Genomic DNA, 24,618 nt, shown 5'->3' with positions numbered 1-24,618 from the left:
CAGGCGCTGACCCTCAAGGTGCTCGGCCCCGGGGTCAGCGTCTTCGGCGATGGGCCCGACGGCGGCCGCGAGGCCACCTTCGAGGGTCCGATGCGCTTCCCTGAGCCCGGCAAGTCGTGGGGTGGCTACGGGATCGTGCAGGCGAAGTTCAAGCAGCGGCCGGCGGGAGACGGCAAGGATGCCGCCTGGCTCCTCGGCCAGGTGCAGGCCGAGCTCGAGCGGTGGGCGGATCCAACGTCCAAGCGTGTGCGGCACGGGCGGCCGCCACGGTATGTGCTGTTCACCACCAACGTGGTGCTGTCGGCAGTCGTCGGGAGCGGCGGTATAGACCGCGTGGATGAGCTGATCGCCGGCTACGCCGAGCGGCTGGGGCTGCGGGGTTGGCGGGTGTGGCACCACGACCAGTTGTGCAGCCTGCTGGACGCCCACCGCGATGTCCGTCTCACCTACGCAGCGCTGATCACCCCGTCAGACCTGGTGGCGCAGCTGGTCGAGTTGCTCGGCGGTGCGGTTGCCACCGTCGGCCAGCGGCTGGTGGTCCAGGCGGCCAAGGAGCTGACCGCGCAGCGGTGGGTGCGGTTGAGCGAGGCTGGCCAACCCACCAACGAGAAGCTGCCGCTCAGCGAGGTCGCCGTCGACCTGCCGGCCAGGGGTAACCACGTGCGCACCAGACGCGCGCAGGACCTGCGTGTTCGCCGCTTGTACGGCCCACGTGTTCGCCGGCATCGGGGCCGGGGGCTGGATCAGGTGCCCGGTGTGGTCGCCTACCTGATCGTCCGGGGCGACACCGTCCTTCGGCCGTCTCGTGCGGCGAAGCTCGACCCGCGCACGGTGGTCCTCGGCGGGCCCGGACAGGGCAAGTCGACGCTGGGGCAGCTGCTGTGCCAGGCCTACCGGGTCGCCCTGCTGACCGACCGGCCAGAGGAGTCCATGGGGCCCATGGCAGCCGAGGTGCTGCGCTCGCTGCAGTCGCAGCTCGACGGCCTGGGTATCCCGATCCCGTCGTGCCGTCGGTGGCCGGTGCAGGTCAGGCTCAGCGAGTACGGCGACGCGATCGCCGGCGGCGAGGACGTCAGCCTGCTGCGGTTCCTCGCCGACCAGCTCAGCCGGCACGAGCCGGGCCTGGTGACCGCCAACAGCCTGCGGGCATGGCTGCACAACTACCCGTGGCTGCTGGTGCTCGACGGGCTCGACGAAGTCGTCGCCCCAACGGTCCGCGAGTCGCTGCTGCAGCACGTCAACGACTTCCTCACCGAGGCGGCATCGGCCGACGCCGACCTGATGGTGGTGGCCACCAGCCGCCCGCAGGGCTACGCCGAGGAGTTCTCCCAGGCCTACTACGAGCACCTGGAGCTGCTCAAGCTCGATGAGCAGCAGGCAATCGGGTACGCACGCCGCCTGGCGGCGGTGCGCCATGCCGGCGACCCGGACACCGAAGCGCAGGTGGTCGCCCGGGTCGAGCAGGCCGCCGTGGAGCCAGTCACCGCGCGGCTGATGCGGTCCCCGCTGCAGGTCACGATCATGTCGCTCCTGCTGGAGCGGCGGGTGCGCGCCCCGCAGGACCGGCACAGCCTGTTCGACGCCTACTACCAGACCATCTACGAGCGGGAGATTGCCAAGTCCCGCGCGATCGGTGATCTGCTCGAGCAGCAGCGCCGCAACGTCGACTGGCTCCACGACCAGGTCGGGTTGCTGCTGCAGCGTCGCGCCGAGCACGCCGGCGACGCCGAGGCGCTGCTGCCCAACCAGGAGCTGCACGACCTGGCCGTGCAGCGGCTGCACAAGCAGGGTTTCGTCGACGCCGAGGCTGACCGGCTGGCCGCCGGGTTGGTCAAGGCCGCGACCGACCGGTTGGTCCTGCTCGTGCCAAGAACCCAGGATGCGGTCGGCTTCGAGGTCCGCAGCCTGCAGGAGTTCATGGCCGCCCGCGCCCTGGTCGCCGACGACGACCCCACGGTGCTGCAGCGCCTCGAACAGCTCGCCCCGTCCGCGCATTGGCGCAACACCTGGCTGCTCGCCGCCGGACGGACGTTCGCGCAGCGTGAGCATCTGCGCGACCGGATCGTGACGCTCCTGGACGACGTCAACGCCGCCGATCTGCTGTCCGTGCTGGTGGTGCCGGGCGCGCGCCTGGCGGCCGACGTGCTCGACGACGACATCACGACGCAAGCGCCGCGCTACCGACGGCTGTTCGCCACCCACGCCCTCGCGCAGCTGCAGTTCCCCCCCGATGCTGCACAGCGAGGCCTGGCCGACACCCTGCGCGAGGCCTGTCTAGCCGACCCGCAGATCCGCGCGCTGGTCGACCAGGCCCTCGACCAGGCCCTCGCCGGCAGCACCGCGGCGGCTGCTGCCGCCATGGCAGTCCTGGCCCACTGGGAGGAGGGCACCGGCGGATTCGCCATGACCGCTCGGCAGCGGCTGCACCGTCTCGTCGATGAGCTTGAGCCACGCCAGCAGCGCCGGCTGGCTCCGCTGGCATGGCTGTACCCCCACGGGCCGCTGCGGCCAGTGGCCGCAGCGGCCGACCCGAACCGCAAGGCGCGGGAACACACCCTGGCCAACCTGGTCCGGGGCCACCTACGAGCCGATGGCGCCGACGCGGCGGCCGCCAAGGCCGTCACGCTGCTCCTCGAGCGGCTCGCCCGGGTCCGGCTCGTCCCGCAGGCCCACGACCCAGCCCTGTACGACATCGTCTACGACGACGGCGTGTTCGACGACGGCGACACGCTCAGCGACCCGAAGGTGCTCGACGTCGTCGTCCCTGCCGTCGAGGAACTGGCACGGCAGGATTGGCAGGCCGCCGGGGCCCTCCGCAGCGTCTTGGCGAACTGGCTCGCGCGCCGCCCCGCCGGTGAGGGCCTCCCCGGATCCGCCGGGATGTGAACCCGTGGCGGTGTCCGGCCAGTCGGCTCGGTGGCCTTTGGCGAGAGCTCCGGCGCGGATGCTCCAGCGTTCAGCGTCATACGGCCAGGACCTGGCGACACCTTGCCGGGTATTGCGGGACCGGCTTGAGGACCGGTTCAGACCGCGCGACCCGTGTTGGCACCTCGAGCGAGGTGGCAGCAGCTTCGCTGAGCAGTAGGGCTGGTGCGGCAGTGAATGTGTAGAGCGTCAGGAAAATGTCAGTGGTCGCGCACGCGGAATGTCAGTGGAAGGTCTGTGGCTGTCCGACCACGGAATGTGACTGCCACAGTGCGCACCGGCCGTCCGGGCTGAGGTCCTGGCGCTCCCGCTTGGCAAGGATATGACGCCGGGGCGTTACCCCTGCTGTGAGGTGAGTCCGAGTTGCCGCAGTCAGGCGAGGTGTCCTCAAGGCTCCAGGCATGGATGATCCTGCCCTCCCGCAGCCGGAAGATGGACACCTCACCGACCCGTTCGAAGCGGCGCCCGGTCGGCCCATGCCCGAGCCATTCCCCTAGGTGAGTGGCGGAGCAGGTGAACCGGCCGACGACCTTGTCGCCCTCGGCGATCAGCTCCACGATCTCCATCTGGACGTCGGGGAAGCTGGCCCGGAACGGCGCGTTCCATCGCTTCGTAGCCGGGGCGAGCTCGGGTGCGTAAAGCTCGTCGATGACCTCTAGGCGGCCGCCGTTGAGGACCTCGAGGACCAGCTGCCGGACGACCGCCTTGTGGCTTCCGACACGGTTCTCCTCCCCAGCGTGCGCGGATCGGGCTGGTCCTAGTTTCCACGCGGCGCGTACATGATCACGGCCACCCCAGCCAGGCACAGGGCGGCGCCCACCAGGTCGTAGCGGTCGGGTCGGAAGTCATCGAGCAGCATGCCCCAGGCCAGGGAGCCGGCCACGAACACCCCGCCGTAGGCGGCCAGGATGCGCCCGAAGTGGGGGTCGGGTTGGAAGGTGGCGACAAACCCGTAGGCGCCCAGGGCGAGGATCCCGGCACCGACGAAGGCCAGGCCGCGGTGGTCGCGGACGCCTTGCCAGACCAGCCAGGCACCGCCGATCTCGGCCAGCGCGGCCAGGGCGAACAGCAGGATCGAGCGCAGCACCGTCATGGCCGTCACCCTAACCTGCGGCCAGGCTGGCTTGCGGCCGGGCCGTCAATCCGGACCGAGGACGGACCGGAGTGGCTAGTGGCAGGCACCTCCACAGCCACACTATGCGGTCGCGGCTGCGGGGCGGATGCGGCGTCGCCACCACCACGCCCCGGCGTTTGCCGGCAGCGGCCAACCCCAGCAGGGCAGCGGGCACGAGCGCGTCGGTAAGGGCCCGCTGCCAAATAACCTGGCCAGGTGGAGTGCTGCCTTCCTCGGTGTTCCGGCGGTGGAACGACCAAGTTGTTGGCTGGCAAGCCCTAACGGCGCTGATCAGGCCGGTGAGCAGCCCGCCGGCAGGGGCCAGGGGGAGCAGGCAGGCGGCCAGGCAGGCGGCCACGGCCAGCCCACCGGCCAGGGCCGACCTGCGGGTCCGTGACGGTTCAGTCGTGGTCGCCATTGGCGCCTCCGGGGCCGGTGATCTCCAGAACCGGCAGCGGGCAGCCCAGCCCGCACGAGCAGTCGGTCAGCGAGTCGCACTCGGCCGCCAGCACCGCCACCAGCGTCTGGCGCATCTGCTGCAGCCGGCCGATCTTGGCGTCGATCTCGGCCACCTTGGCCTGCGCCCGCTGGTGCAGCTCGCCGGTGCCGCGCCGGTGCTCGGAGAGGTCGAGCAGCTCCTCGATCTCGGCCAGGGTGAACCCAAGGCGCTGCACGGCCTTGATGGTGCGCAGCAGCCCGACCGCGTCCTCGGAATACTCCCGTTGCCCAGACGGCAGGCGGGTCGGGGCGGCCAGCAGGCCGCGGCGTTCGTAATAGCGCAGGGTCTGGACGTTCACCCCGGCCCGCTCGGCCAGCTCCCCGGTCCGCAACCCTCGCCCGCTCACCGGCCGCCACCGTTCATCGCGCCATCCCACGGGCGGCCACCTTCGCCAGCATGGCCATGCCGTCCAGGGCCGGTCCGGCCTCGGCGGGGACCTGCAGGTCGGCCACCAGCTGCCCGTCGCCGGGGGCGATGGTGAAGCTGAGGAAGGCGCAGCATCCCTGCTCGCGGACCAGCAGTTCCCGCAGCGCCTCCGGGTTGGTGTCGCCGGCAAGGCGCAGCCGCAGCCGGGTCGGCTCGGGCCGCTCCATGCCAACCAGGTGGGCGAACACGCCCTGGCGGAAGTCCTCCAGCCGCCGGGCGTACTCGTTGGGGTGCAGGGTGCAGGCGATCGGCCCGTCTGGCGCTGGGGCCGGGCTGTGGATCGGGACGCTTGTCTGGGACATGGCTACCTCAATGGGTTGCTGCTGGTCGGCCGCCGGGCTCGGGGGCCGCATCAGCACCGTAACCCTGTACCCAGGTACCGAAGTCAAGCCCTGACTTGGAATCGATCAGCGGTAGGACCTCGACCATGTGCACAGCCGTGAACCAACATCGGCCTCGCCGGCCTCACTGTTAGAGGCCGCCGGCCAGTCCATGTCTGACGGGCTATGCCCGGCGGGTGCTGGGACCGCTGTCGGGACCGGGTGGGCGTTGAGCAGGGCCGCGGCGACGATGCTGCGCCCAGCGTTGTGGGTTGCAGACGAACAGCACCCGCCGCTCCGGTCCCGGTGCTGTCATTGCCCGGTCTCGTGGCTGGCCGCCTGGGTTGGCTGGCCGCCTTAGGTTTGGCGGGTCCAGGTTTGGGCGGCCATCTGGACCGCCTCCCAGGGGCTCCCAAACGGCGGGGTGTAGCTCAGGTCCAGGTCGGAGAGGCCCTCGACGGTCATGTGGTGGAACAGGGCGGTGGCCGGGATGTCGATGCGCTTGGCGACCTGGGCGCGATGGTCGCCAAGCAGCTGGGCGCCCAGCAGCCGGCCGGTAGTGCGCTCGCCGGTGATGCGCAGGTGCAGCTGGTGGGCGCCCGGGTAGTAGGCCTTGTGGTCGAACTTGACCGAGCCGACCGTCACCGGGTCGAGGCCGGCCGCGGACGCCTCGGCATCGCGCAGGCCGGTGCGGGCCACGGCCAGGTCGAACACCTTGACCACCTGGGTGCTCAGCGAGCCGGCGAAGCTGGCATCGCCCCCGACGGCGGTCTCGCCGGCGACGCGGCCTTGCTTGTGGGCGGTGGTGCCAAGCGGCAGATACGTGGGCCGCTCAAGCAGCCGATGCCAGGTCTCGACACAGTCGCCAGCGGCCAGCAGATCAGCCAGGTTGGTGCGCATATGCCGGTCCACCCGCAGCGCCCCGCGGACGCCGGTCTCCACAGGCCGATGTAGCCACCCCCGACAATGACCACGGAGCGGACGCCGGCGTCGACAGCCTTGTGGAGGGCGAAGGTGTCGCCCATGGTGTGCAGTACATGCACCCCGGGCAGGTCCAGCCCGTCGATCGGGAGGCGGACCGGGACCGCGCCGGTGGCGATGACCAGCCGGTCATAGCCCAGCTGGCGCTCAGTGCCGGCCGGGTCGGTGACGCTGACCTGCTTGGCGGCCGGATCGATCGCTTGGGCGGTGTAGTCAAGCAGCAGCCGCAGCCCGGCCGCCTCGAGGTCGGCGCTGGTGCGGTGGGCCAACGACCGCCAGTCCGCCACGTCGCCGGACAGGTAGTAGGGGAGCCCGCAGATGGAGAAGTTGGGGTAGGCGTCGGCGACCAGCAAGCTGACCTCGACAGTGGGGTCGAGCTCGCGGGCCCGCAGCCCGGCGCTGATCCCGGCGTCGCTGCCCCCGATCACCAGCAGCCGCAACCCTCGTCCCTTCCCTCGATCATCTGCCGGTGGGTGGGTGTCAGGCGCTGGCCACGACCAGCTCGGCCAGCAGCTGCTGGACGCGGCCGTCGATCTCGTCGCGGATGCGGCGGACCGCCTCCACGGGCTGACCGGCCGGGTCGTCCAGCTCCCAGTCCTCATAGCGCTTGCCCGGGTAGATCGGGCAGGCGTCCCCGCAGCCCGGCGGGCCGGTGGCCGGGCAGGAGTCGACGGAGCAGGGTCGGTGCCGGGGATACGGCGTCGACACGCGGTTCCGCTCGGGGCCGAGCGGGCGACGAGGCCGAGGGTGGCGGCCAGGCGGACCAGGGCGCCGGGCCGGACCCGATAGTAGGTCCAGTAGCGGTAGCGGTCGGGCTCGACCAGCCCCGCCTCGCGTAGGACCTTGAGGTGGTGGCTGACCAGCGGCTGGGCGACACCCAGCTCCTCGGCCAGGTGGGCGACACACAGCTGCTCGGTGGCCAGCAGCTCCACGATCCGCCAGCGCAACGGGTCGCCCAGCGCCCGAGCGAGCTCGACCGGGAGCACCTCGGGGCCGGCGGGCAGGGCGGTGGGTGTGATCGTGGTAGCCATCTAGATCAACATAGTTTGATTCAAGACCTCGGGGCAAGTAGTAGACCCGACTGCATCCGTCGACCCTTGGCGCTTCTTGGCAGCGGCCTATAGGAGCCTGGCGATCTGGGCCAGGTGGTCGACCTCCTCAGCGGCGACGTGGGTCTCGTACAGCTCCACCGACAACTCGCCGTGCTCCCCATGCCGACCGGTGCGCTCCCAACCCGACGCGTCCAGCCCTTCCAGCACGGCCAGGTGGTGGCGGCGGAGCTGCTCCAAGCGAGTCAGCTCCCCCGTGAGGTCAAGGTCGAGGTAGTGGCGCTGGTTGGCCAGGGCCTCCTGGTCGAACGGCTCCAAGAACGGGGTGTCCTCGTCCAGCATGCGGCGCACCCGGGCCAGCGCCCGTTCCTCGGTGTCGGCCAGGTGGGCGACGACCTCGATAATGGCCCACTCGCCCTCGGTGGGCCGCCGGCGCACCCGGGCGTCCTCGACCCCGGCGACAAGCGTTCGGAGCACTACCGGGGTGGCCCGCAGGGTCTTGACGATCTCCGCTCGACGGTCAAGCATCGCCAGCCTCCTGGCGCGTGTGGTCTGCGCCGATAGGAACCGACAAGGGGGACGACGAGCAAACAGCAGCAGCCAGCTGCTCCCGCAGCCCACACTCGGCACCATATCGCCATGACAACTGCCAGGCGGCCGGGGCTGGGGGCGGTGCTGGCCAGGCCCGCCTACCGACGCCTGTTCGCCGCCCAGACGGTCTCTCGCTGGGGCGACACCTTCAATTCTGTCGCCCTGGTGGTGCTGGTGTTCCGGCTGACCGGCTCAGGGCTGGGCGTGACCGGCGCCGTCATCGCCGAGATCGCCCCGGTGCTGCTGTTGGCCCCGCTGGCTGGCGCGGTCATCGACCGACTCCCACGGATCCGGGTGATGCTCGCTGCCGACCTGTGGCGCATGGCCCTGGCCGGGCTGCTGCCACTGGTCGACCAGCACCTGGCCGCGGTCTATGCGGTGGCGTTCGGGCTGGCCGCGGGCGGGTGTTCTTCAACCCGGCCGCCAGCCCGGTGCTGCCGAGCATCGTGGACGACGACGAGCTGGTGGCCGCCAACTCGGGCCTGTGGTCGGCCGCGGTCATCTCCCAGGTCGCGCTGGCGCCCCTGGCCGGCGCCCTGGTCACTGCCGTCGGGGTGGCCCCCGCCTTCCTGGTGAATGCGGCCAGCTTCGCCGTCTCCGCGCTAACCCTGGTCGGGCTGCGGCTGCCAGGCCTGCCGACGTCGACCGCGGCGGGTTCGTGGCTTGGCCGGGTCGGTGAGGGTGCCCGGCTGCTGGTCGTCGATCGGCTGCTGCGGCTGCTGGCGCTGGTGCAGCAGCTGGCCGCCCTGTCAGCCGGGGCGACCAGCGCGCTGTTGGTGGTCTTGGCTGGGCGTCACCTGCGGGTCGGCCCGGGCGGGTTCGGGTTGCTGTTGGCCGCCATCGGGGTCGGTGCCGCGCTTGGCCCGCTGCTGTTGGCCCGGCTGGTCAGCGACCCGCGCCGGCCGGCGCTGGTGTTCGGCCCGCTGCTGCTGCGCGGCCTGGTCGACCTGGTGCTGGCCACCACCCGCAGTCTTGCGGTGGCGATGGGCGCGCTGGCCGCCTACGGGGTGGGCACCTCGACCGGGATGGTGACCTACAACGCCCTGCTCCAAGCCGAGGTCGCCCCCGAGCTGCGCGGGCGGGTGTTCGCCGGGTTCGATCTGCTGTGGCAGGCCGGCCGGTTGGCCTCACTTGGGCTTGGCGGCGTGGCCGCCGATGCCCTGGGCATCCAAGCGGTCTACTACCTGGGCGGGGTACTGCTGCTGGTGGCCGGTGCGGTCGGGTTCACCGGGCAGCCACGGCCTACGGCAGGGCCATGACCGTCCTGGCGTGACCAGGACGGCCTCGCCAGGAACGCGATAGGCAGCTCATCAGCCCGTCGCGCGTGGCCGACCCTTGGGTGGCAGCTTTGACCCCACGAATCCGTGTCGGGGTCCTGGCCGCGAGTACCTGTGGTCGCTGTCGGTGGTGGGCGGTCGGCCTGGAAGATGCAAGGCGCCCTGGCCAGCTTCTCCCGCCGGCACCTCGCTGCCACCGTCGGCGGCAGCGTCCAGCAACTGCTGGTCGGCCTGCCCGACACCCAACCAGACCTCCCACCCTATGCGGTTCAGAGCGTCGACTGGGCCCACCCGACCGCCGGGGAGCTGGGCTGGCAGCCACCCCAGCCCTCCGGCCGGTACCGCGACCTGGCCGCCCACCGCCAACAGCTGGCCGCCCGGTGCGCCGCCGCCTTAGCGCACAGCCCGGCGCTGCAGGCCCGCTTCCTGGCGTTGCTGGAGGTCGCCCAGCGCTATGACGCCCTCCGCGAGCAGCAGGCCCGCCAGTTCACCCTCGCCTGGCCGCTGCTGCGCCGCTGCGCCCTCCGCCTGGGCGAGCATCTCGGCGCCACGGGCGTGATCGACCAACCCGAGGACGTGTTCTTCCTCACCCGCACCGAACTCGACCACGCATCGCCGCTTGCCGCCGTGGTCCGCCGGCGCCGCGCCGTTTGGGAGCGGCAGCGACGCCTGCTCGCCCCTCTGACCATCGGCCGCCCACCCCGCCTGGTCGAACGGGAGCTGCTGGCCACCGTGAACGCCGTCCGCACCAGCGGTCCGGTGGCCGAGGGGGCCATCGTTGGCCAGCCGGCCAGCCCCGGCCGGGCCACCGGGCCCGTCCGCATCGTGGCTGGCCCCGGTGACTTCGACCGCTTCCAACCCGGCGAGGTCCTGGTCGCCCGGGCCACCGCACCAGCGTGGACGCCGCTGTTCAACCGGGCCGCCGCGGTCGTCACCGACGGCGGCACCCTGGCCGCCCATGCCTCCCTGGTCGCCCGCGAGTACGGCATCCCCGCCGTGGTCGCCACCGGCGACGCCACCACCCAACTCAGCGACGGACAGCAGGTCACCGTGGACGGCGGCGCCGGCACCGTCCAGCCACACAGCTGACCGATCCGCCGAGTGTTCAGATGGTGAGGTTGCCGCGATCCCCACCGGCGACTCGTGACAAGCCCGACTGCCGCGCGGAGTGACAGCATTTAGCGTCGCGCGGGGAAGCAAGTAGGCAGCTGACGGTATCTTCAGAGCGAAATGCGGAATGAGTCGAGCGGCCGCACCTTAGAGCGGACCTGCGATCCGCGCCGCCTTCGGCGGCAATCTGAGCAGGCCCTGGCTGCCACCCAACGTGGCGCCGCATCTAGGTGCCGTCGCGCGCCTCGGCAAGCCGGGCTCGAACGACCGCCAAGAGCTGACGGACCTGTGCTGGGTCGATCGGGGCTGTCGGGTCGCCGCGGCGCTGCTGGAGGGCGTCACGAACCACCTGGAGTGTGGGATCACGCCGGAGCGCCCACTCCCCGGCCGCGGTCTTGGAGCAGTGGCGTCCCTCCTCGGCAAAGCGCCACACCCGGCACGCCGTCAGCACCGTCAGCTGTGCGTGCTTGGGGTCGTCGCCGATCGCCTCCCAGGCGGCCAACTGGTCATCGCCGACGGCCAGCACCCACTCGGCTGGGACCTCGCCGAGCAGCTCGGCCGGCGCCGCACCCACCAGGCTCCGGCCGTGGGCGCGGCACATCGAGAACTCGACCACCAGATCGGGTTCTCCCGGATGGCGGCGCTCCACCTGCACGCCCGACCCGGAACCCGGCGCGAGCTCGATGTAGGCCTCCATTGGCGGCGCCGGTGTCGGCGCGGCCGCGACCTGGCGGGTGACCACCCGCAGGTCGACCCGGCCCGGCGCCTGCGGCCGGTGCCTCCCCGCGGCCTCGGTGAGCGCAGCCAGCTGCCGCTCGGTGAGGGGATCGTCCACGACGACCAGCAGATCAACGTCGCTGCAACCCGGGAGGTAGTCGACGAGGGTCAGGGAGCCGTGCAGGATCACCCCGGCGACGGTGTCCCCGAGCGCCGCAGCGCAGGAGCGCGCAAGTGCCTCTGCGAACTGCAACGCCGCCTCGGCTGACGCGGCGGCGGGAGCGGCGGATCTGGGTGAGCGACTGGGCGTCACCCGGGCACTATGCGCCATCCTGGGAACTCCTGGAACACCTGAGGGACACCACCGATGAAGCGCGCTCTTGAAATGTGGCGCCAGAATATCCATTGCCTCGCAGCCCAACGCGGTCGATACTGACCGACGAGATGCGACCCTTCGGCTGACGCTGAACCCCCGGCGCACCCCCGCCAGGGGACCGGACGGGTGGACCGGCTGGACACCCGCCGGTTGCTGTGCGCCGTCGCCGAGCCGACCAAGGCTCGGCCCCGGCTCGAGCGCCGCCTCCTCATTGGGGCTTCGGCCCCACCGTCACCGTCGATCGATGACGCAGGAGGAGGAGCACCCGCATGTCGAACGAGAACGCCGACCTGATCCGACGCGCCTACCAGGCCTACGCCGACGGCGACCTGGCCGCGATGCTGGAGCTCGTCGATCCGGACCTGGAATGGACCTACTTGGATCCCACTCTCGAGCGCCCCACCCCGCAGGTCTGCCACGGCCGCCACGAGCTGGAGCAGGTGCTGCGGCACTGGGCCGAGCACGGCTTGCGGGCCGAGCTCGACGAGGTCACCAGCAGCGGCGAGCTGGTCATGGTCGGCGTGCGCACGCCTGGGGTGGACGCCTACTACGGCCGGCGCGGGGACGACCGCGCCTACAGCGTGGTCACGGTGCGCGACGGGCGGATCGTTGCCCTGCGCGACTGCCGTGATCGGCAGGAGGCCCTCCAGATTGCCGGCACCCAGTCATGAGCAGCCGCGTCGAGCCGCATCTCGGCGCCCGCAGGGACGACCCGTCGCGCCGCTAGGAGGCCGTGCCGCTGCCCGCGATCGGTGGAGGCCGGTGGCCCTTGCAGGCTTCGACCCGGTAGCGGCGGCCGCTCGGCGCCCGCCAGGCGGAGTAGGGCGCTGCTGGCATTCCAGCAGGGATACATAGGGTCCGGCGGCCAGAGCGACGCCTGGGTGCTAGGCGAGCGTGGGCTGCCGGTGCGCACCGGCTGAGGACGAGTCAACGGTGATTGACGTCGGGAAGGGGTCAATGTTAGATTGACGTCATGGGTGAGGCGGCCCCAGGCGAGGTGACCCAGGTGGCGGCGGCGACCAGCAGCCAGGACCCAGAGGTGGGGCTGGCCGCGGTGGCGGCCCTGCGCGGCCTGGTGGAGGTGCTGGAGGCGCTGCAGGTGGAGAACGCCCGCGCCAAGGGTTGGGCGTGGCAGCAGATCGCGGCCCGGTTGGGAGTCACCAAGCAGGCCGTGCACCCACAAGTACGCTGGCCGTCGGTTCGGCTTTCGGAGGTCGTAAGGGTGACCCAGCGTAGTGAGCAGGCCCGCCGGGTTCTGGACCTGGCCCGGGAGGAGGCCGAACGGTTCGGCCACCGCTACCTCGGCCCCGAGCATGTCCCTGCTCGGCGTGCTGGCCGAGGGCCGGAGTGGCGCCGCCGGGGTGCTGCGGGCCCATGGATGCAGCTGGCAGCGGCCCGGGCCGCGCTACGTCGCCTGGCCGAACAGGGGGTGGTGCCGGCGCCGCGGCCCAGTGACGCCGAGTTGCTGGGGATCCTCGGCGTCGACTTGGACGCCGTCCGGCGCGACACCGAGCAGACCTTCGGCGTCCAGGCGGTCGGGGAGGCAACCTGGCGGGTGACCCGCCGCCGCGGGTGGTGGGGCGCCAGGGTGGTGTAGACGCCGCTGTGTGGCCCGCCGCTGGTCGCCAAGCGGGCCTTGTGGCTGGCCAGCGAGCAGGCGCGGGCACTGGGCCGTGGCCAGGCCCGACCAGCCGGGTTAGCCGTCGTCGACCTTCGCGACGCCGGCCAGCTGCAGGCACGGTTCAACGCCGACCAGGGGCTGCCCCGGCTGGTGCTGGCCCTGGCCCCCACCTGAGGAGAGTGCCTTGCGGGCGCCAGGTGGGCAGCCCAGAACATCCTCCAGCGCTACCGGGACGCCCGGCTGCGGGTCTATGCTGTCTGGGTCAAGCGGTGGGCGCTCGACACCCGCTCCGAGATCGACGGAGCGGGCATGGTCGACCCGCGGGTGACCCACCTTTGGGATACCGGCAACGTGGTGGACCAGGGGTTCTTGGAGCGGTTCGGGGTCGACTTCGGCGGGCTGGACTACGACTTTCTGCTGTTCGACCGTGGCGCCACCTGGGAGCAGCGCCCGCCCCGGCCGGTGAGCTTCGGCGCCACGGTGATCGGCTACAGCGACCAGCTGGCCGACAGCGCGGCGTCATTGCTGCGCTGACGACCGCCATCGGCAACAGCCCCTCCGCGATCAGTCACGCGAGCCTGGCCGCCAGCGACGCCACCACCGGCGCCACCACCGGCCAGCTGGCGGCCGGCTTCGACCCACGAGCGCCGACTCGGCGGCCTCCATCGAAGGGTAGTCCTTGATGGCCACAATTCGACGTCCCTGAAAGCTGAACACGGTGACGACAGGGTCGAAGCCGTCGACCCGAGCGGTCAGAACGACCTGGGTCGGCGTGGAGCGCAGCTCGTCGAACCCGATTCTGATCCCGGTTTCCATGCGCTGGCGGAACATGGTGAAGATGTCGTCGCGGTTGCGGCAGTGCGGGCCCTTGGGGTCGGCATTGATCCACTGCGCATCCTCGGCATAGATCTCTGCGAGGCGATCGAAGTCGGCGCGATCGTAGGCATCCATCGTGTCGAACATGAGGCGCATCGTGCCCTGCGCGTCCATCGTCCACCTCCACCCACGACCCCGCAGACGTCTGGCCAGCCGCAAACCCCGTCCCAGTATTGTCCGGTGGCGAGCCAACCTCCATCCTCGCAAGTTCGGAGGGTATATGGCGCCCGCTAGCATCCTGCTGCTCCTCGACCCGACTCCGGCCGGCCGCATCGTTGGTCGACGGCCATCGACGGTGTTGGCCGCACCTCGATCACCGGGCGGTGCCCCGACCGATCCGTCGCCATCACCTAGCTCCGCTCGAGCGGCCGGCGACCATACGGCAGCCTATGCTGGTCGCCCGGCGGTTCGGTGGTGCTCCAGTTGGTCGACGGGCCAGAAGACAGCACAGCCGACCTGGTCGTCCCGGCCTAGCAGCCAGTTGGACACGGCCAGCACCTCACAGCCGGCGTAGCCGCGCACCGCCGCCAGCCACATCGAGGCCCCATAGAAGATCAGCGCGGCGTCGCTGGTGGGCTCCAGCAGGTACAGGGCGAGGAACACGGCCAAGTTGAGGGCGTAGCCGACCGGCCCGGTCGCCTCCAGCCGGGTAGGGGTGCGCCGGGCCCGTAGCCACTGCAGCCCAAGCAGCACGGCCGGGAACCCCAACAGGCCAAGTGCCCAGGCGGACAGGTGGAAGCCCCGGGCCACGTGGCCCTGAACCACGCTCCCCAAGAGCAACGCCCCGACAACGATCCGTGCTGTGGTCCCGATGGGTCCGATCTTGCGTCGTCGAATGGCCGGGGGATTGGTGTTGGTTACTGCCATGGCGCTCACCTCGTCGTGTCGCATGTCGTGTGTAGCCGTTGCTAGGTGGGAGGGGATCCAGCCGGGTCGTGGCCGGGTCCCGGATGGAGCAGGCGGCCGAAGACCCGCCGGGCTGCCTCCACGGCCTCGGCCTGGCCGAGCAGCTCGGCGGCCATGCCCGGGTGCGCCTGGCGGTAGGCATCGGCGTCGTGGGGGCTGGCGTGGAAGTTGATGTAGGGACAGCAGCAGTCGGCCACCGACCCGCAGGCATCGCCGATGGTGGCCGTGCCGGCCAGCACCACGGTGGTGGCGGGCTGCCAGCGCCAGTCTTGGTCGTCGACCTTGACGGTGATCGGCTGGCCGGTGGTGGGGTCGGCCGAGCTGATCCGCCCGTTGCGGCGGGTCATCTGAGGGACGCCCAGGGCGTCCAGCGCACACATGGCATACACGGTTGGAACGTCGGCCAACTCCACCCGGTGGGGGGTGGGCTCTCCGGAGAAGGGATAGGCGACCCTGACCCTGCCGGCGGCCGGGTCGGTATGGACTAGGTCGGCGGCAGTCAAGGCGGCCAGCGCCGCCTGCGGGTCCAGTTGCAGCTCGGCTGCCAGGCGGCCAACCACGGTCAGGTCAGGTGGGCCAGCCTCAGTGAGGAAGGCGCCCAGCAGAGCCCGGTGGAGGTCCTGGAGCGGGCTGGGCAGGGCAGCCTGGCGGTCCTGGGCGCCTTCGGCTGGGAGCCCCAGGCGAGCCAGCCGGATCGCCAGATCGTCACGGGCGGCGGACAGCAAGGAACGGTTGGTGGTCATGTGGCTAGGTCTTCGGTTGCCATGGCTCTACCTCGTACGCAGACCTCTTCTTGCTGCTATGGCGCGACAGCGAGCGTCCTCCAGGGCACCATAGGCCTTCCCCTACACTGGAAGGTCAAGGGAGGAGGTGACCATGCGCATCGGTGAGCTGGCCGAGCAGGCGGGCATCTCGACCAAGGCGATCCGCTACTACGAGCAGATCGGCATCCTGACCCCACTGGCCCGAACCTCCTCCGGCTACCGCACCTACGACGCGACGGCCCTCGGACGCCTCAGCTTCGTCCGTGCCGCCCAGGCGGTTGGCCTCACCCTGGGCGAGATCCGCCAGATCATCGCCTTCCGCGACGACGGGCAGGCACCCTGCGCCCACGTCACCGACCTGCTGCAGCGCCACGCGTCCGACCTGGATGTGCGCATCAGGGAGCTCCAGCAGCTCCGCGGCGAGCTCCGGCAGCTGGCCGAGCGGGCCACCACCCTTGATCCGGAGCGCTGCCCGCCCGAGCGTGTTTGCCACATCATCACCTGACACGCCGCCTCGATCACGGTTCCGAAGCCGCGCACGCGCGACGGGCTGTGGGCTCATCAAGACTGCGATCGGGCCGCGGGCAGCCACCATGACGAGGAGCCAACCAACCCAGCCAGGTATTGATCTCGCGCAGGTACCAAAGCTGCTGGAGAGCGGCGCCCAAAGCTCCTCGACGCCCTGCCAGGTGCCGAGTACACGCTCGAGCATCGCCGGGGGGACGGTCAACATCTCAGGGCACGGAGCTGGAAGGTACCGGCGCGGCTCAGCCGATTCGGCTGACGCCAACTCCGGCCGCACGGGTCACGTGTCGACCAACCAGCCTGGGTGTGCTCAGGCGTCGCTGAGACCAGGCAGCCATCCCTGGGCTTGGGCCCACTCGTCGGCCTGACGAATGATCTCCCACATGAACGGCACCTTGGCGTCGGTGTAGGCGTGGCGATCATCCCGGAACCGGATGGCCAGGCGTCGCTTCACCGCCTCGTACTCGGCTGCCACCTCACGATGGGCGCGCAGGTAGTCCCGGAACAGCAGCACCCACTGCTCGGAGAAGCTGCCCGCCCGGCGCACGTGCAGGTGGGTCCGCCGACGGCCGGGCGGCTCCCGAAAGTACCGCTTGGTGCGCTCGGGGTTGTCGGCGCGGTACACGTACCCCAGCCGCTCCAGCGGTGGTTTGAACGCTTCCAGCGGCTCAAAGGAAGCCACCGAGACCTGGATGTCGATGATCGGCTTGGCCGCCAGCCCGGGCACCGACGTGGAGCCGATGTGGTCGATCCTGAGCGCGACCTCGCCGAGCCCAGCGCGGAGCTCGCGCCCCAGCTCCGCGAACAGTCCGGGCCAGGCCGGATCGTAGGAGACGATCTCGATGTGGCTGCCTGCCTTCCGACATCGATGCGAGGGTGCCGATTCCTCCATAGCACCCAGATCATCCACCACGGTGGGGGCCGGTTGGAACGCGGTCGGCGTGGATGCTCGGGCTGGAGCGAGCGGAACTGGACTGGGCCACGACTGCTCCACCGTTGGCGGCCTCACCACGAAGGGCGCACGCCCGGCTGCAGTAGCGGAACCTGGTGCAGCGGCACAGGTTGCCTGGCCATCGCCGCCGGCGCGGCGACCCGGGCGAAGGGATGCGCCTCGGCAAGGAACGCCACCAGGCGGCCGGCTTCGATGAGCTCAAGCAGCTCAGCAAGCCCGGCGGAAGGCCTTGAGGAGGGCCGCCTGGTTCGCCGGCCTGCGGGTGTTGCGGCGCGGCGAACACGAGGCGGCGGGAGGTGGTGTCGAGTGCTGCACGTCGAGGTGTCGACCACGGTCAAGGCACCCAGGCAGACGGTCTTGGAGGTCTACGCCGACTCCGCCAGCTGGCCTCGCATGTTTCCCACGATCAGTGCGGTGCGGCTACTTCGCCGCGAGGGGGCGAAGCTGGTCCTGGAGGTCGACCATGAGGTCGACCATGTCGAAGGCAAGGTCGTCAACGAGCTGGTGGTCCGGCCGCCCGACGCGCTCGACCTGTGGGAGGAGAAGCGCCGCTACGACGCGCGGTTCCTGAACCGGTTCGAGACCGTCCCGGGGGGGACGCGGTTCACGGTGCGCGGCGACATCTACCTCAAGGGCTGGGCCAGGCTCCTGCAGCCGTTCCTGCGAGGCTACGTGCGCGAGCAGCTGCGGCGGTTGCAGTTGCAGCCGGTGCAGGCCGAGGCGGAGGCACGCGCCCGGCGGGCCGCCGAGGCAGCCATGGGCAACCGGGGGGGTGATGTCGCGCGTGATGCTTGAGTTGCTGGTGAGGTTCCTATCGGTGGCCCTGCTCTTGCCAGGCGCGACAGCGCCGGCCGACGCCCGCGCATCGGAGCCCGGGCGGACCGCGTCGGCCGACGCCATCGACCGGTTCGTCGAGGGATGGATGGCGGCCAACGGCGTCCCGGGCCTGACCCTGGCGGTCACCCGGGACGCCCAGGTGGTCCACCTGCAGGGCTACGGCGATGCCGGGGACGGCGGTCCGGTCACCCCCGACCCCCAGGTCCTGGTGGCCTCGCTCAGCAAGTCCTTCACCGCCCTGGCCGTGCTGCAGCTGGTCGAGGCCGGCCGCGTCGACCTCGATGCGCCCGTCGCGGCCTACCTGCCGGAGTTCGCCGTGGCGACCGGGCCGAGGCCCGCAGGATCACCGTGCGCATGCTGCTCAACCAGACCAGCGGGATGGCCGACGCCGGGTTCCCCGAGATGACCCTGCCCCAGCCGAGCACCATCGCCGGGCGCGTGGCCAGCCTGCGGGCGGCGAGGCTGGTGAGCAAGCCGGGGACGGCCTTCCACCCGGGTGTTCGCGTGGCGGGTGCTGTTGCTGGCGGTTCCCGACCTGATCGGGTGCCTGGGGCTGACCGCCGCGATGGGGCGGCTCTGGGCACCGCCCGTGCGGTCACGCTCGTGTCTCGTGTCCGAGCGGAGCGGCCGGCATGAGCGAGCTACGCTGGCCGGCTTGCCCACGAGCTCACGGTGCACGGTGTCCTCGACCGTTCACTGGGGCCGCTGTGGCAACGGGCCCGGCAGAGCGGCCGCGCATCACCGGGTACGACCCGGTCGTAGTGCACCAGACGCTCGATCCCGAGGTGATCGTCGCGGCCACCCAGGGCGTCCGCCGACGGCGTGGTCGGCTGACGCGGAAGGGATGTGGCGCTGCTAGGAGCCGACCGGAGAAGGTGGTCGAGGATGGTGACGCTGGCGCAACTGGAGCCGGCCCGCAAGGCCGTGGCGACCCGTCACGGCACGGTGAGCTGCCTCGATGTCGGCGCAGGCCCCCAGCACTGTTCGTTCATGGGGTCGGGACCAACGCCTTCCTGTGGCGACACGTGATCGACGCCGTGCGCGGGGAACGGCGGTGCATCGCCCTGGACCTGCCGCTGCACGGGCGGTCTCCGGTCGTGCCCGAGCAGGAGTTCGGGCTGCCGGCCTTCGCTCGGCTGCTCAAGGGCTTCTGTGACGAGCTGGGGCTGGCCAGCGTCGACCCTGGTCGCCAACGACACCGGCGGGGCGATCGCCCAGATCTTCGCCGCCCAGCATCCGCAGCGGCTCACCAGCTTGACCCTGACCAACTCCGAGACGCACGACAACCTCCCACCCAAGGCGTTCCTGCCGACCGTCCTGCTGGCCCGCGCGGGGCTGCTCGCCGGCACCGGCCCGCGGTTGCTGCACGATCTGCCACGGACGCGCAAGCGGGTCTACGACAGCGGCTACCAGGACGGCTCTGCGGGGTGATGTGCTTGGCCAGCCCGGCGCGGCGGGCAAGCCGCGTCACGATCCGGGCGGCGTCGTGGCGGTCCAGTCGGCCCCCGGTGTTTGACACCAGCAGCGGGCCGTGGGCGCGGCCGCCGAGCGCCGCGTCGATCGCACGGTCAGGAGCCGATGGGCGCGCTCCACACGAAGGTCGGCGACATCGGCTGCGCACGCTTCCGACACCCGCAATCCGTTCAAGATGAGCAGGCAGGCAAGGGCGTGGTCGCGGGCGGAGGCGGCCTCGGCCGCTGCTAGGAACCGGACTGCCTCCTCGCGGTCAAGCCCAAGCGTTTGCGAGTCACGCGCCACCGGGGGACGTCGAACATGGGCGACGGGGGAGTGGGGCAGCGCCCCCTCCTGAACCGCGTAGCGGTAGAAGCTAGCCAGGGTGGCCAGCCGCCGGGCGACGGTGGCGCGGCTCCGCCCAGCTTGCGCAAGCTGGTGGACGTAGGCCTCGTCAGGAAAATGTCAGTGGCCACGCAAGCGGAATGTCAGTGGAGGTTGCTGTGGTCGGCCGACCACGGCTCGTGACTGAGTGTCGCTGGTGGTCAGTGCTCCTCCTCAGGGTGTCCGCCGCCGCCCCGCTCGAGCCGCTCGACGGGGCGGGCGGCGGTGGCAGCATGGCGCGCTCCTGACCGGCGCCGGGCCACCCCCCAAACGGTCCCTCGCCCGGCTCCCTCAGCGTCCGACCGCTCTCCGTCTGCCGTCGCGGGGCCGTCGTATGCTCGGCAGGTGAGCGTGGGAGGTGGGATCGTGCGGTACCGGTCGCTGGAGGTCGAGATCGGCGGGGTCCTCTACCAGCTGCGGGCCCAAGGCGAGGAAGACGGTCGGGTCCAGGTCCAGGTACGCGGCGGGGGAGAGGCGGCCGGGGAGCTGGTCGCGCCAGCCGATCACCTGGCCGCCCTTGGCCGGGCCGTCGGCGAGGTGGCCCGCGCGTTCGGCGGGCGGGCCTGGACGGTGGCGAAGGCCAGGCAAGAGCACCGGGCCGCCTACGCGCGCTGGACCGAGGAGGACGACGCGCGGCTGGCCGCCGAGGTCGCCCGCGACCGCACCGTGGAGGAGCTGGCCGACCTGTTTGGGCGCAAGCCGAGCGCGATCGTGAGCCGCATGCGCCGCCTCAAGCTGTCTGACTGACCGCCGCCAGCGCGCCTGCTCCTCTGAATCGGGTGGAGATCAAGATGGCCGACGAGCATTGCATACACGACCTCACTGCGAGCCAGTGCGGAACCTGTAAACCCCCTCCGCCGGGCGTGCCCAGGATGGTCTGGATCACCAAGGGGGGCGACGCCTTCCATCTCGGTCCTAACTGCGAAGCGCTGCTCTCCGGGCAGGACCGTGCGGAGCGGCGCGGACAGGGTACCCATGAGCCAGAGAACGTCGCCTATACGACCGCCAGAGCGGTCGTACGCGACGCCTGCCAGCGCTGCTTCCCCCGGCAGATCCCACCTGACTCCAGAGCATGCTTGGTCCGGGTCGATGACAGCTGGATGGAGGGATGGGTGCTCGATGCGTTCAAAGGCGATGATCAGCGGTGGAAAGGCACAGTGGTCTATAACGACATGGAGCTCGGTGAGCAGGTGACTACCATCAAGGATGAGCGCGACCTCAAGGCCATGTCTTAGGCACCAACGACCCAGGACGAGCTGGAGATTGACAGGATCAACGCCGAGGCTCACGAGAGCACCCGCCCCCTGGGTGGCTGGGTCAGCCCGCCCCGACACGTGACAGCATCGCGACCGATGAGTCCGTCAGCCGCAAGCGCGAGAAGGAGCGCCCGCCGCCCCATCCGACCGGCGGTGCAGGCGACCGATCTGCGGGCCGCCGCCTACACGCACTCGCCACTGGTACGCACGCTTCTCAGCTACAGGACTGGCGGGAAGCGCTCCAAGAACCAGCGGGTATCCCGACCGACCATGAGCAGTGGGCACGGCGATCAGAAGTTGGCACGGCCCAGCCCGCGACGCTTGCGGGTGGCCCGATGGGTTGGCGAACTGCTGTCGCCGCCGCCGATCATCGTCGTCCTGGCGCTGATCGTCGCCTGGGACAGCAGTCCGACCCCGGGCATGGCGATCCTCTGGGCGGCATCGCGGCAGTGTTCGCCAGCGTGCTGCCCTACGCCATCATCCTTCGCGGCGTGCGGCGTGGCCGGCTCAGCGATAAGAACATCAGTCTCCGGGAGCAACGGATAAAATTTGGGGTCGTGGCCATCACCTCGATCCTGATCGGACTGGCGATGCTGGCCGCGTTCGACGCCCCAGCCGAGATGGTTGCCCTGCTGGCGTCGATCGCCGTTGGAGTGGCCTGCGGCTGGGTGATCACGCTCTGGTGGAAGATCTCGGTGCATGCCGCGATCGCGGCGGGTGCCGCCACCGTGCTGATGCTCGTCTTCGGAACGGCGCTACTGGCCGCATGGCCCCTCGTGGCCTTGATCGCCTGGTCCCGGGTCCAGGTGGGTGATCACACGCCGGCAGTTGTGGCAGATCGACGTGATGGGCGGCGTCATGCTCCAGGACGGTGCCGAGCTCAAGGTCGTCACCGGCTTCGACCCAGAAAACGGAACTACAGGCCGCTTTTTCTCACCCGCCCCAAGGCCGGGCGGCGAGGAGAACATGGTGGCGCGGCGGCCGTCGAGACGACATGCAAGCGAGCCGTGAGCTCCAGCCGGGGGTTCACGCGCTTTGGGTCTCAGCCAAAGGAGCAGTCGACAATGACCTTGTTCAGGGCGCGCTCGAGGAGGGCGAGCTCCTGATCATCGAGCTGGGCGACGAACAGCTTTGCGATCCCGCGGGCGTGGACGGGCGCGGTCTCAGCGAGGCGGGCGATGCCCGCCTGGGTGAGCGCCACCACGACACCACGGGCGTCGGTACCCGCTCGGTCTCGGCGGACGAGGCCTTCAGCGACCAGCCGGGCGACGCGACGGCTCATGCCCGACCGAGAGATAAGCGCCCGGTCCGCCAGCTCCGTCATGCGCAACGCACCGTGGGCCTCCGCCAGCTGAGCGAGCACGTCGAAGTCGGCCAGGGCCAAGCCCGTCTCTTGTTGGAGGTCGGTATCGAGTCGGCGCATGAGCGTGGCGTGGGCCCGCAGCATCGAGCGCCAGGCCGCCAACCCGCGGCGGCCCGGCACCTGCTCCTCCACGAGCCGGTCGAGGAGCGCTGCGACATCGGTCTCAGGAAGTATTTGCATGTGCACCGAAGTTGAGGTACGGTATGTGCAAGCGCAAGTATACAGGGCGAAGCAGCCCCGGGAAAGGAGCGGTCGGTGTCCACCGAAGTCCAGCTGGACCTCGATCAGTCCATCAAGGGTCGGTTCGGGACCGTGGCGGACGACGCACGAGTGACACGGACCGCCGCCGCCCTCGAGGCCAACGGCATCCGAGTGCTCCGGGCGGCGGACGCGGCCGAAGCGAAACGGATCGTCCTGGGTCTCCTCTCGGATGGATCGCAGGTTCATCACGGCGCGTCGCAATCGCTCGAGGTTTCGGGAATCATCGATGAGATCGAGAGGTCCCCCCGCTACGACCCCGTTGGACCACGGATCAGGAGCCTGGACCGCAACACCCAGGCCGACGAGATCCGCCGCCTGTCCGCGGCGCCGGAGGTGATGCTCGGCAGCGTCCACGCGGTCACCGAGACCGGAGCGCTGCTGGCGGCCTCGATGGGCGGCAGTCAGCTCGGACCGTACGCCAGCGGCGCCGGGCGAGTCATCCTCGTCGTGGGGACACAGAAGACCGTGTCGGACCTCGAGGAAGGCCTGCGCCGGATCAGCGACTACTCCTTCCCTCTGGAGGATGCCCGCGCCCAGGCGGCGTACGGCATCCACAGCGCCGTGAACAAGGTCCTCATGATCAATCGCGAGATCATCCCCGAGCGCATCACCGTCGTCCTCGTCGACGAGGTCCTGGGGTTCTAGCACAGCGAAAGAGCAAACACACAATGGCCAATGCCTGAATCGACGTTGGGTGTGGGGATCATCGGGGTCAGCCCGGTTCGGGGCTGGGCCGCCACTGCCCACATCCCGGCACTGCGCGCGCTGCCGAACTACCAGCTCCGGGCCCTCAGCGCCCACAGCGCGGCAGCCGCGCGCGCAGCAGGCGAGGTGTTCGGGGTCGGCGCGGTGTTCGCAGACCACGAGCAGCTGGTGTCCCAACCAGGCATCGACGTGGTCGCGGTTACGGTCAAGGTCCCGCACCATCGAGCGCTCGTCTGCGCCGCACTTGCCGCCGGCAAGGCCGTCTACTGCGAGTGGCCACTTGGCCGCGACCTCGACGACGCGCGAGCGATGGCCTCCCTCGCCGCCGAGCAGGGGGTGCGCACGGTCGTGGGGTTGCAGGCCCGCCAGGCCCCGGCGATCGAGTTCGTCCAAGCGCTGCTCAGCGACGGCTACGTCGGCGAGGTCCTGTCAACGACCATGGTCGGGCTGTCGGTCCCGGGCGACGTCGTGGTCGGGCCCAACGCCTACATGCTCGACAAGACCAACGGGGCCAACGTGCTCACCATCGCCGTCGGCCACAGCCTGGACATCCTCAACTACGTCCTGGGCGAGTTCGCCGACCTGTCGGCGGTGTCGGAGCTGCGCCGGCCGCTCATCACCATCGAAGAGACCGGGGAGCAGATCGTGAAAACGGCGGCCGACCAAATCGCGGTGATCGGCACCCTCACGTCCGGGGCGACCGCCAGCATCCACGTCCGTGAGGCAGTGGCCGGCGGGACCGGGTTCCTGTGGGAAATCAACGGAACCGACGGAACCCTCCGGATCACCGCCGACGAGGCACAGCCCCAGATCTTTCCCTTGACCGTCGCGGGAGCACACGGGCGCAACGAGCCCGCCGAGCTTGCTGCCCCGGCGGCATGGACACAGAAATGGCCCGCGCTCACCAGCCTGGAAGGAGCGCCCGCCGACAACGTCGGGCGTGCCTACGCCGCGTTCGCGGCAGACATCGACAACGGGACCCACACCGTGCCCGACTTCGCCGACGCCGTCCGCCGCCACGAGGTCATCGCCGCCATCGAGAGGTCCGCGGCAGCAGGGGAACGCGTGAAGGCCTAGCCCGCTGCGCCGAGCCGAGGGTCATTGAGGGTGTCCGTGATGCTCTCTGCGCCGGACATGTGGGGGCCTTCGCCGACCCGCCAACGTGCTGGTCTGCTGCCTCGGCCGGCAGCTCCACGGATCCCCCGTGAAAGAGCATCACGGACACCCTCATTGATCTTCTGCTCCTCGGTGGTCGTGTAGATCGCCTTGGTCAGGTCGGTCAGACCGGAGGGCATGTGGGTGACCAGGGGCCAGGCGGATCCCATCCGGCC

At 70.6% G+C, this 24,618-nt stretch carries 29 protein-coding genes and 4 pseudogenes; 18 read left to right on the top strand and 15 right to left on the bottom strand.

Going from position 1 to position 24,618, the window contains the following annotated elements; genetic code table 11:
* On the top strand, window positions 1–2,886 hold a 2,886-nt coding region (locus VG276_01350; GenBank protein ID HEV8648055.1), incomplete at its 5' end, for a hypothetical protein.
* 239 nt (window positions 2,887–3,125) lie between these two features.
* Here the strand turns inward: VG276_01350 and VG276_01345 are convergent.
* The 7 genes and pseudogenes from VG276_01345 to VG276_01315 all read right to left on the bottom strand — a co-directional run bounded on the left by VG276_01345 (window position 3,126) and on the right by VG276_01315 (window position 7,842).
* Window positions 3,126–3,491 (bottom strand): ester cyclase, encoded by a 366-nt coding sequence (locus VG276_01345; GenBank protein ID HEV8648054.1) that lies wholly within the window; start codon window positions 3,489–3,491, stop codon window positions 3,126–3,128.
* 191 nt (window positions 3,492–3,682) lie between these two features.
* Entirely contained in the window at window positions 3,683–4,018 is a 336-nt protein-coding gene (locus VG276_01340) for a YnfA family protein (GenBank protein ID HEV8648053.1), read from the bottom strand.
* 422 nt (window positions 4,019–4,440) lie between these two features.
* Entirely contained in the window at window positions 4,441–4,914 is a 474-nt protein-coding gene (locus VG276_01335; protein HEV8648052.1) for a MerR family transcriptional regulator, read from the bottom strand.
* Complete coding sequence (locus VG276_01330) at window positions 4,898–5,266, bottom strand: hypothetical protein (GenBank protein ID HEV8648051.1); 369 nt, start codon at window positions 5,264–5,266, stop codon at window positions 4,898–4,900. Before VG276_01330 ends, VG276_01335 begins: the two co-directional genes overlap by 17 nt.
* A 375-nt stretch (window positions 5,267–5,641) precedes the next feature.
* Window positions 5,642–6,705: pseudogene (locus VG276_01325) on the bottom strand (FAD-dependent oxidoreductase).
* A gap of 40 nt (window positions 6,706–6,745) precedes the next feature.
* Window positions 6,746–6,907 (bottom strand): annotated as a pseudogene (locus VG276_01320) (heat-shock protein HtpX).
* Window positions 6,908–7,383: 476 nt separating this feature from the next.
* The gene (locus VG276_01315) at window positions 7,384–7,842 is read right to left on the bottom strand and encodes a DinB family protein (GenBank protein ID HEV8648050.1); all 459 of its coding nucleotides are present in this window, start codon (window positions 7,840–7,842) and stop codon (window positions 7,384–7,386) included.
* Between the two features lie 111 nt (window positions 7,843–7,953).
* Between VG276_01315 and VG276_01310 the strand changes: the two are divergent.
* From VG276_01310 to VG276_01300, 3 genes and pseudogenes are all read left to right on the top strand, one after another.
* A pseudogene (locus tag VG276_01310) lies at window positions 7,954–8,196 on the top strand (MFS transporter).
* Between the two features lie 155 nt (window positions 8,197–8,351).
* Window positions 8,352–9,164, top strand: a complete 813-nt coding sequence (locus VG276_01305; protein HEV8648049.1) for an MFS transporter — start codon at window positions 8,352–8,354, stop codon at window positions 9,162–9,164.
* A gap of 132 nt (window positions 9,165–9,296) precedes the next feature.
* Window positions 9,297–10,271, top strand: a complete 975-nt coding sequence (locus tag VG276_01300) for a PEP-utilizing enzyme (protein HEV8648048.1) — start codon at window positions 9,297–9,299, stop codon at window positions 10,269–10,271.
* Between the two features lie 247 nt (window positions 10,272–10,518).
* On the opposite strand, the gene VG276_01295 is transcribed toward VG276_01300, so the two are convergent.
* A complete protein-coding gene (locus VG276_01295) occupies window positions 10,519–11,262 on the bottom strand; it encodes an aminoglycoside adenylyltransferase domain-containing protein (GenBank protein ID HEV8648047.1) in 744 nt (247 codons plus the stop codon).
* A gap of 392 nt (window positions 11,263–11,654) precedes the next feature.
* Here VG276_01295 and VG276_01290 point away from each other — a divergent pair, with 392 nt between their 5' ends.
* The 4 genes from VG276_01290 to VG276_01275 all read left to right on the top strand — a co-directional run bounded on the left by VG276_01290 (window position 11,655) and on the right by VG276_01275 (window position 13,540).
* Window positions 11,655–12,056, top strand: a complete 402-nt coding sequence (locus tag VG276_01290; protein ID HEV8648046.1) for a nuclear transport factor 2 family protein — start codon at window positions 11,655–11,657, stop codon at window positions 12,054–12,056.
* Between the two features lie 302 nt (window positions 12,057–12,358).
* Window positions 12,359–12,982, top strand: coding sequence for a Clp protease N-terminal domain-containing protein (locus tag VG276_01285; protein HEV8648045.1), 624 nt, complete (start codon window positions 12,359–12,361; stop codon window positions 12,980–12,982).
* A gap of 39 nt (window positions 12,983–13,021) precedes the next feature.
* Window positions 13,022–13,180, top strand: a complete 159-nt coding sequence (locus tag VG276_01280) for a hypothetical protein (GenBank protein ID HEV8648044.1) — start codon at window positions 13,022–13,024, stop codon at window positions 13,178–13,180.
* A gap of 135 nt (window positions 13,181–13,315) precedes the next feature.
* A complete protein-coding gene (locus tag VG276_01275; protein HEV8648043.1) occupies window positions 13,316–13,540 on the top strand; it encodes a hypothetical protein in 225 nt (74 codons plus the stop codon).
* A 30-nt stretch (window positions 13,541–13,570) separates the two neighbouring features.
* On the opposite strand, the gene VG276_01270 is transcribed toward VG276_01275, so the two are convergent.
* The 3 genes from VG276_01270 to VG276_01260 all read right to left on the bottom strand — a co-directional run bounded on the left by VG276_01270 (window position 13,571) and on the right by VG276_01260 (window position 15,531).
* The gene (locus VG276_01270; GenBank protein HEV8648042.1) at window positions 13,571–13,996 is read right to left on the bottom strand and encodes a nuclear transport factor 2 family protein; all 426 of its coding nucleotides are present in this window, start codon (window positions 13,994–13,996) and stop codon (window positions 13,571–13,573) included.
* Between the two features lie 273 nt (window positions 13,997–14,269).
* Window positions 14,270–14,749 carry a hypothetical protein gene (locus VG276_01265; protein HEV8648041.1) on the bottom strand — a complete coding sequence of 160 codons (480 nt, stop codon included), beginning with the start codon at window positions 14,747–14,749 and terminating at the stop codon, window positions 14,270–14,272.
* A 41-nt stretch (window positions 14,750–14,790) separates the two neighbouring features.
* Window positions 14,791–15,531 carry an alkylmercury lyase family protein gene (locus VG276_01260; GenBank protein ID HEV8648040.1) on the bottom strand — a complete coding sequence of 247 codons (741 nt, stop codon included), beginning with the start codon at window positions 15,529–15,531 and terminating at the stop codon, window positions 14,791–14,793.
* 133 nt (window positions 15,532–15,664) lie between these two features.
* On the opposite strand from VG276_01260, the gene VG276_01255 reads away from it, so the two are divergent.
* Window positions 15,665–16,057 carry a heavy metal-responsive transcriptional regulator gene (locus VG276_01255; protein HEV8648039.1) on the top strand — a complete coding sequence of 131 codons (393 nt, stop codon included), beginning with the start codon at window positions 15,665–15,667 and terminating at the stop codon, window positions 16,055–16,057.
* Window positions 16,058–16,387: 330 nt separating this feature from the next.
* Here the strand turns inward: VG276_01255 and VG276_01250 are convergent, their stop codons facing one another.
* Window positions 16,388–16,969, bottom strand: coding sequence for a GrpB family protein (locus tag VG276_01250; protein ID HEV8648038.1), 582 nt, complete (start codon window positions 16,967–16,969; stop codon window positions 16,388–16,390).
* A gap of 366 nt (window positions 16,970–17,335) precedes the next feature.
* On the opposite strand from VG276_01250, the gene VG276_01245 reads away from it, so the two are divergent.
* The 6 genes and pseudogenes from VG276_01245 (at window position 17,336) to VG276_01220 (ending at window position 20,937) form a co-directional block, all read left to right on the top strand.
* Window positions 17,336–17,824, top strand: coding sequence for an SRPBCC family protein (locus VG276_01245; protein HEV8648037.1), 489 nt, complete (start codon window positions 17,336–17,338; stop codon window positions 17,822–17,824).
* A gap of 22 nt (window positions 17,825–17,846) precedes the next feature.
* Entirely contained in the window at window positions 17,847–18,272 is a 426-nt protein-coding gene (locus VG276_01240) for a serine hydrolase domain-containing protein (protein ID HEV8648036.1), read from the top strand.
* A 226-nt stretch (window positions 18,273–18,498) separates the two neighbouring features.
* Window positions 18,499–18,981 (top strand): annotated as a pseudogene (locus VG276_01235) (hypothetical protein).
* Between the two features lie 37 nt (window positions 18,982–19,018).
* Window positions 19,019–19,297 carry an alpha/beta fold hydrolase gene (locus VG276_01230; GenBank protein HEV8648035.1) on the top strand — a complete coding sequence of 93 codons (279 nt, stop codon included), beginning with the start codon at window positions 19,019–19,021 and terminating at the stop codon, window positions 19,295–19,297.
* A gap of 771 nt (window positions 19,298–20,068) precedes the next feature.
* Window positions 20,069–20,449 (top strand): hypothetical protein, encoded by a 381-nt coding sequence (locus VG276_01225; protein ID HEV8648034.1) that lies wholly within the window; start codon window positions 20,069–20,071, stop codon window positions 20,447–20,449.
* A gap of 125 nt (window positions 20,450–20,574) precedes the next feature.
* Window positions 20,575–20,937: a hypothetical protein gene (locus VG276_01220; GenBank protein ID HEV8648033.1), complete on the top strand. Its 363-nt coding sequence runs from the start codon at window positions 20,575–20,577 to the stop codon at window positions 20,935–20,937.
* 311 nt (window positions 20,938–21,248) lie between these two features.
* Here VG276_01220 and VG276_01215 read toward each other — a convergent pair whose 3' ends face one another.
* Complete coding sequence (locus tag VG276_01215; protein HEV8648032.1) at window positions 21,249–21,659, bottom strand: hypothetical protein; 411 nt, start codon at window positions 21,657–21,659, stop codon at window positions 21,249–21,251.
* 109 nt (window positions 21,660–21,768) lie between these two features.
* Between VG276_01215 and VG276_01210 the strand changes: the two genes are divergently transcribed.
* Window positions 21,769–21,969, top strand: coding sequence for a hypothetical protein (locus VG276_01210; protein HEV8648031.1), 201 nt, complete (start codon window positions 21,769–21,771; stop codon window positions 21,967–21,969).
* Between the two features lie 31 nt (window positions 21,970–22,000).
* On the opposite strand, the gene VG276_01205 is transcribed toward VG276_01210, so the two are convergent.
* Window positions 22,001–22,501 carry a MarR family transcriptional regulator gene (locus tag VG276_01205; GenBank protein HEV8648030.1) on the bottom strand — a complete coding sequence of 167 codons (501 nt, stop codon included), beginning with the start codon at window positions 22,499–22,501 and terminating at the stop codon, window positions 22,001–22,003.
* Between the two features lie 75 nt (window positions 22,502–22,576).
* On the opposite strand from VG276_01205, the gene VG276_01200 reads away from it, so the two are divergent.
* Both VG276_01200 and VG276_01195 read left to right on the top strand, forming a co-directional pair.
* The gene (locus VG276_01200) at window positions 22,577–23,227 is read left to right on the top strand and encodes an LUD domain-containing protein (protein HEV8648029.1); all 651 of its coding nucleotides are present in this window, start codon (window positions 22,577–22,579) and stop codon (window positions 23,225–23,227) included.
* A gap of 30 nt (window positions 23,228–23,257) precedes the next feature.
* Window positions 23,258–24,364, top strand: a complete 1,107-nt coding sequence (locus VG276_01195) for a Gfo/Idh/MocA family oxidoreductase (GenBank protein HEV8648028.1) — start codon at window positions 23,258–23,260, stop codon at window positions 24,362–24,364.
* On the opposite strand, the gene VG276_01190 is transcribed toward VG276_01195, so the two are convergent.
* Window positions 24,361–24,618 (bottom strand): hypothetical protein (locus tag VG276_01190; protein ID HEV8648027.1); only part of this gene is annotated, 258 nt, incomplete at its 5' end. The two genes, VG276_01195 and VG276_01190, sit on opposite strands and share 4 nt — an antisense overlap.

The sequence above is a fragment of the Actinomycetes bacterium genome (genome assembly GCA_036000965.1).
In the GTDB taxonomy this organism is placed as follows: Bacteria; Actinomycetota; CALGFH01; order CALGFH01; family CALGFH01; genus DASYUT01.
Note: the sequence above shows the minus strand (reverse complement) of the source record. Positions and strands in the feature narration are given on the sequence as shown.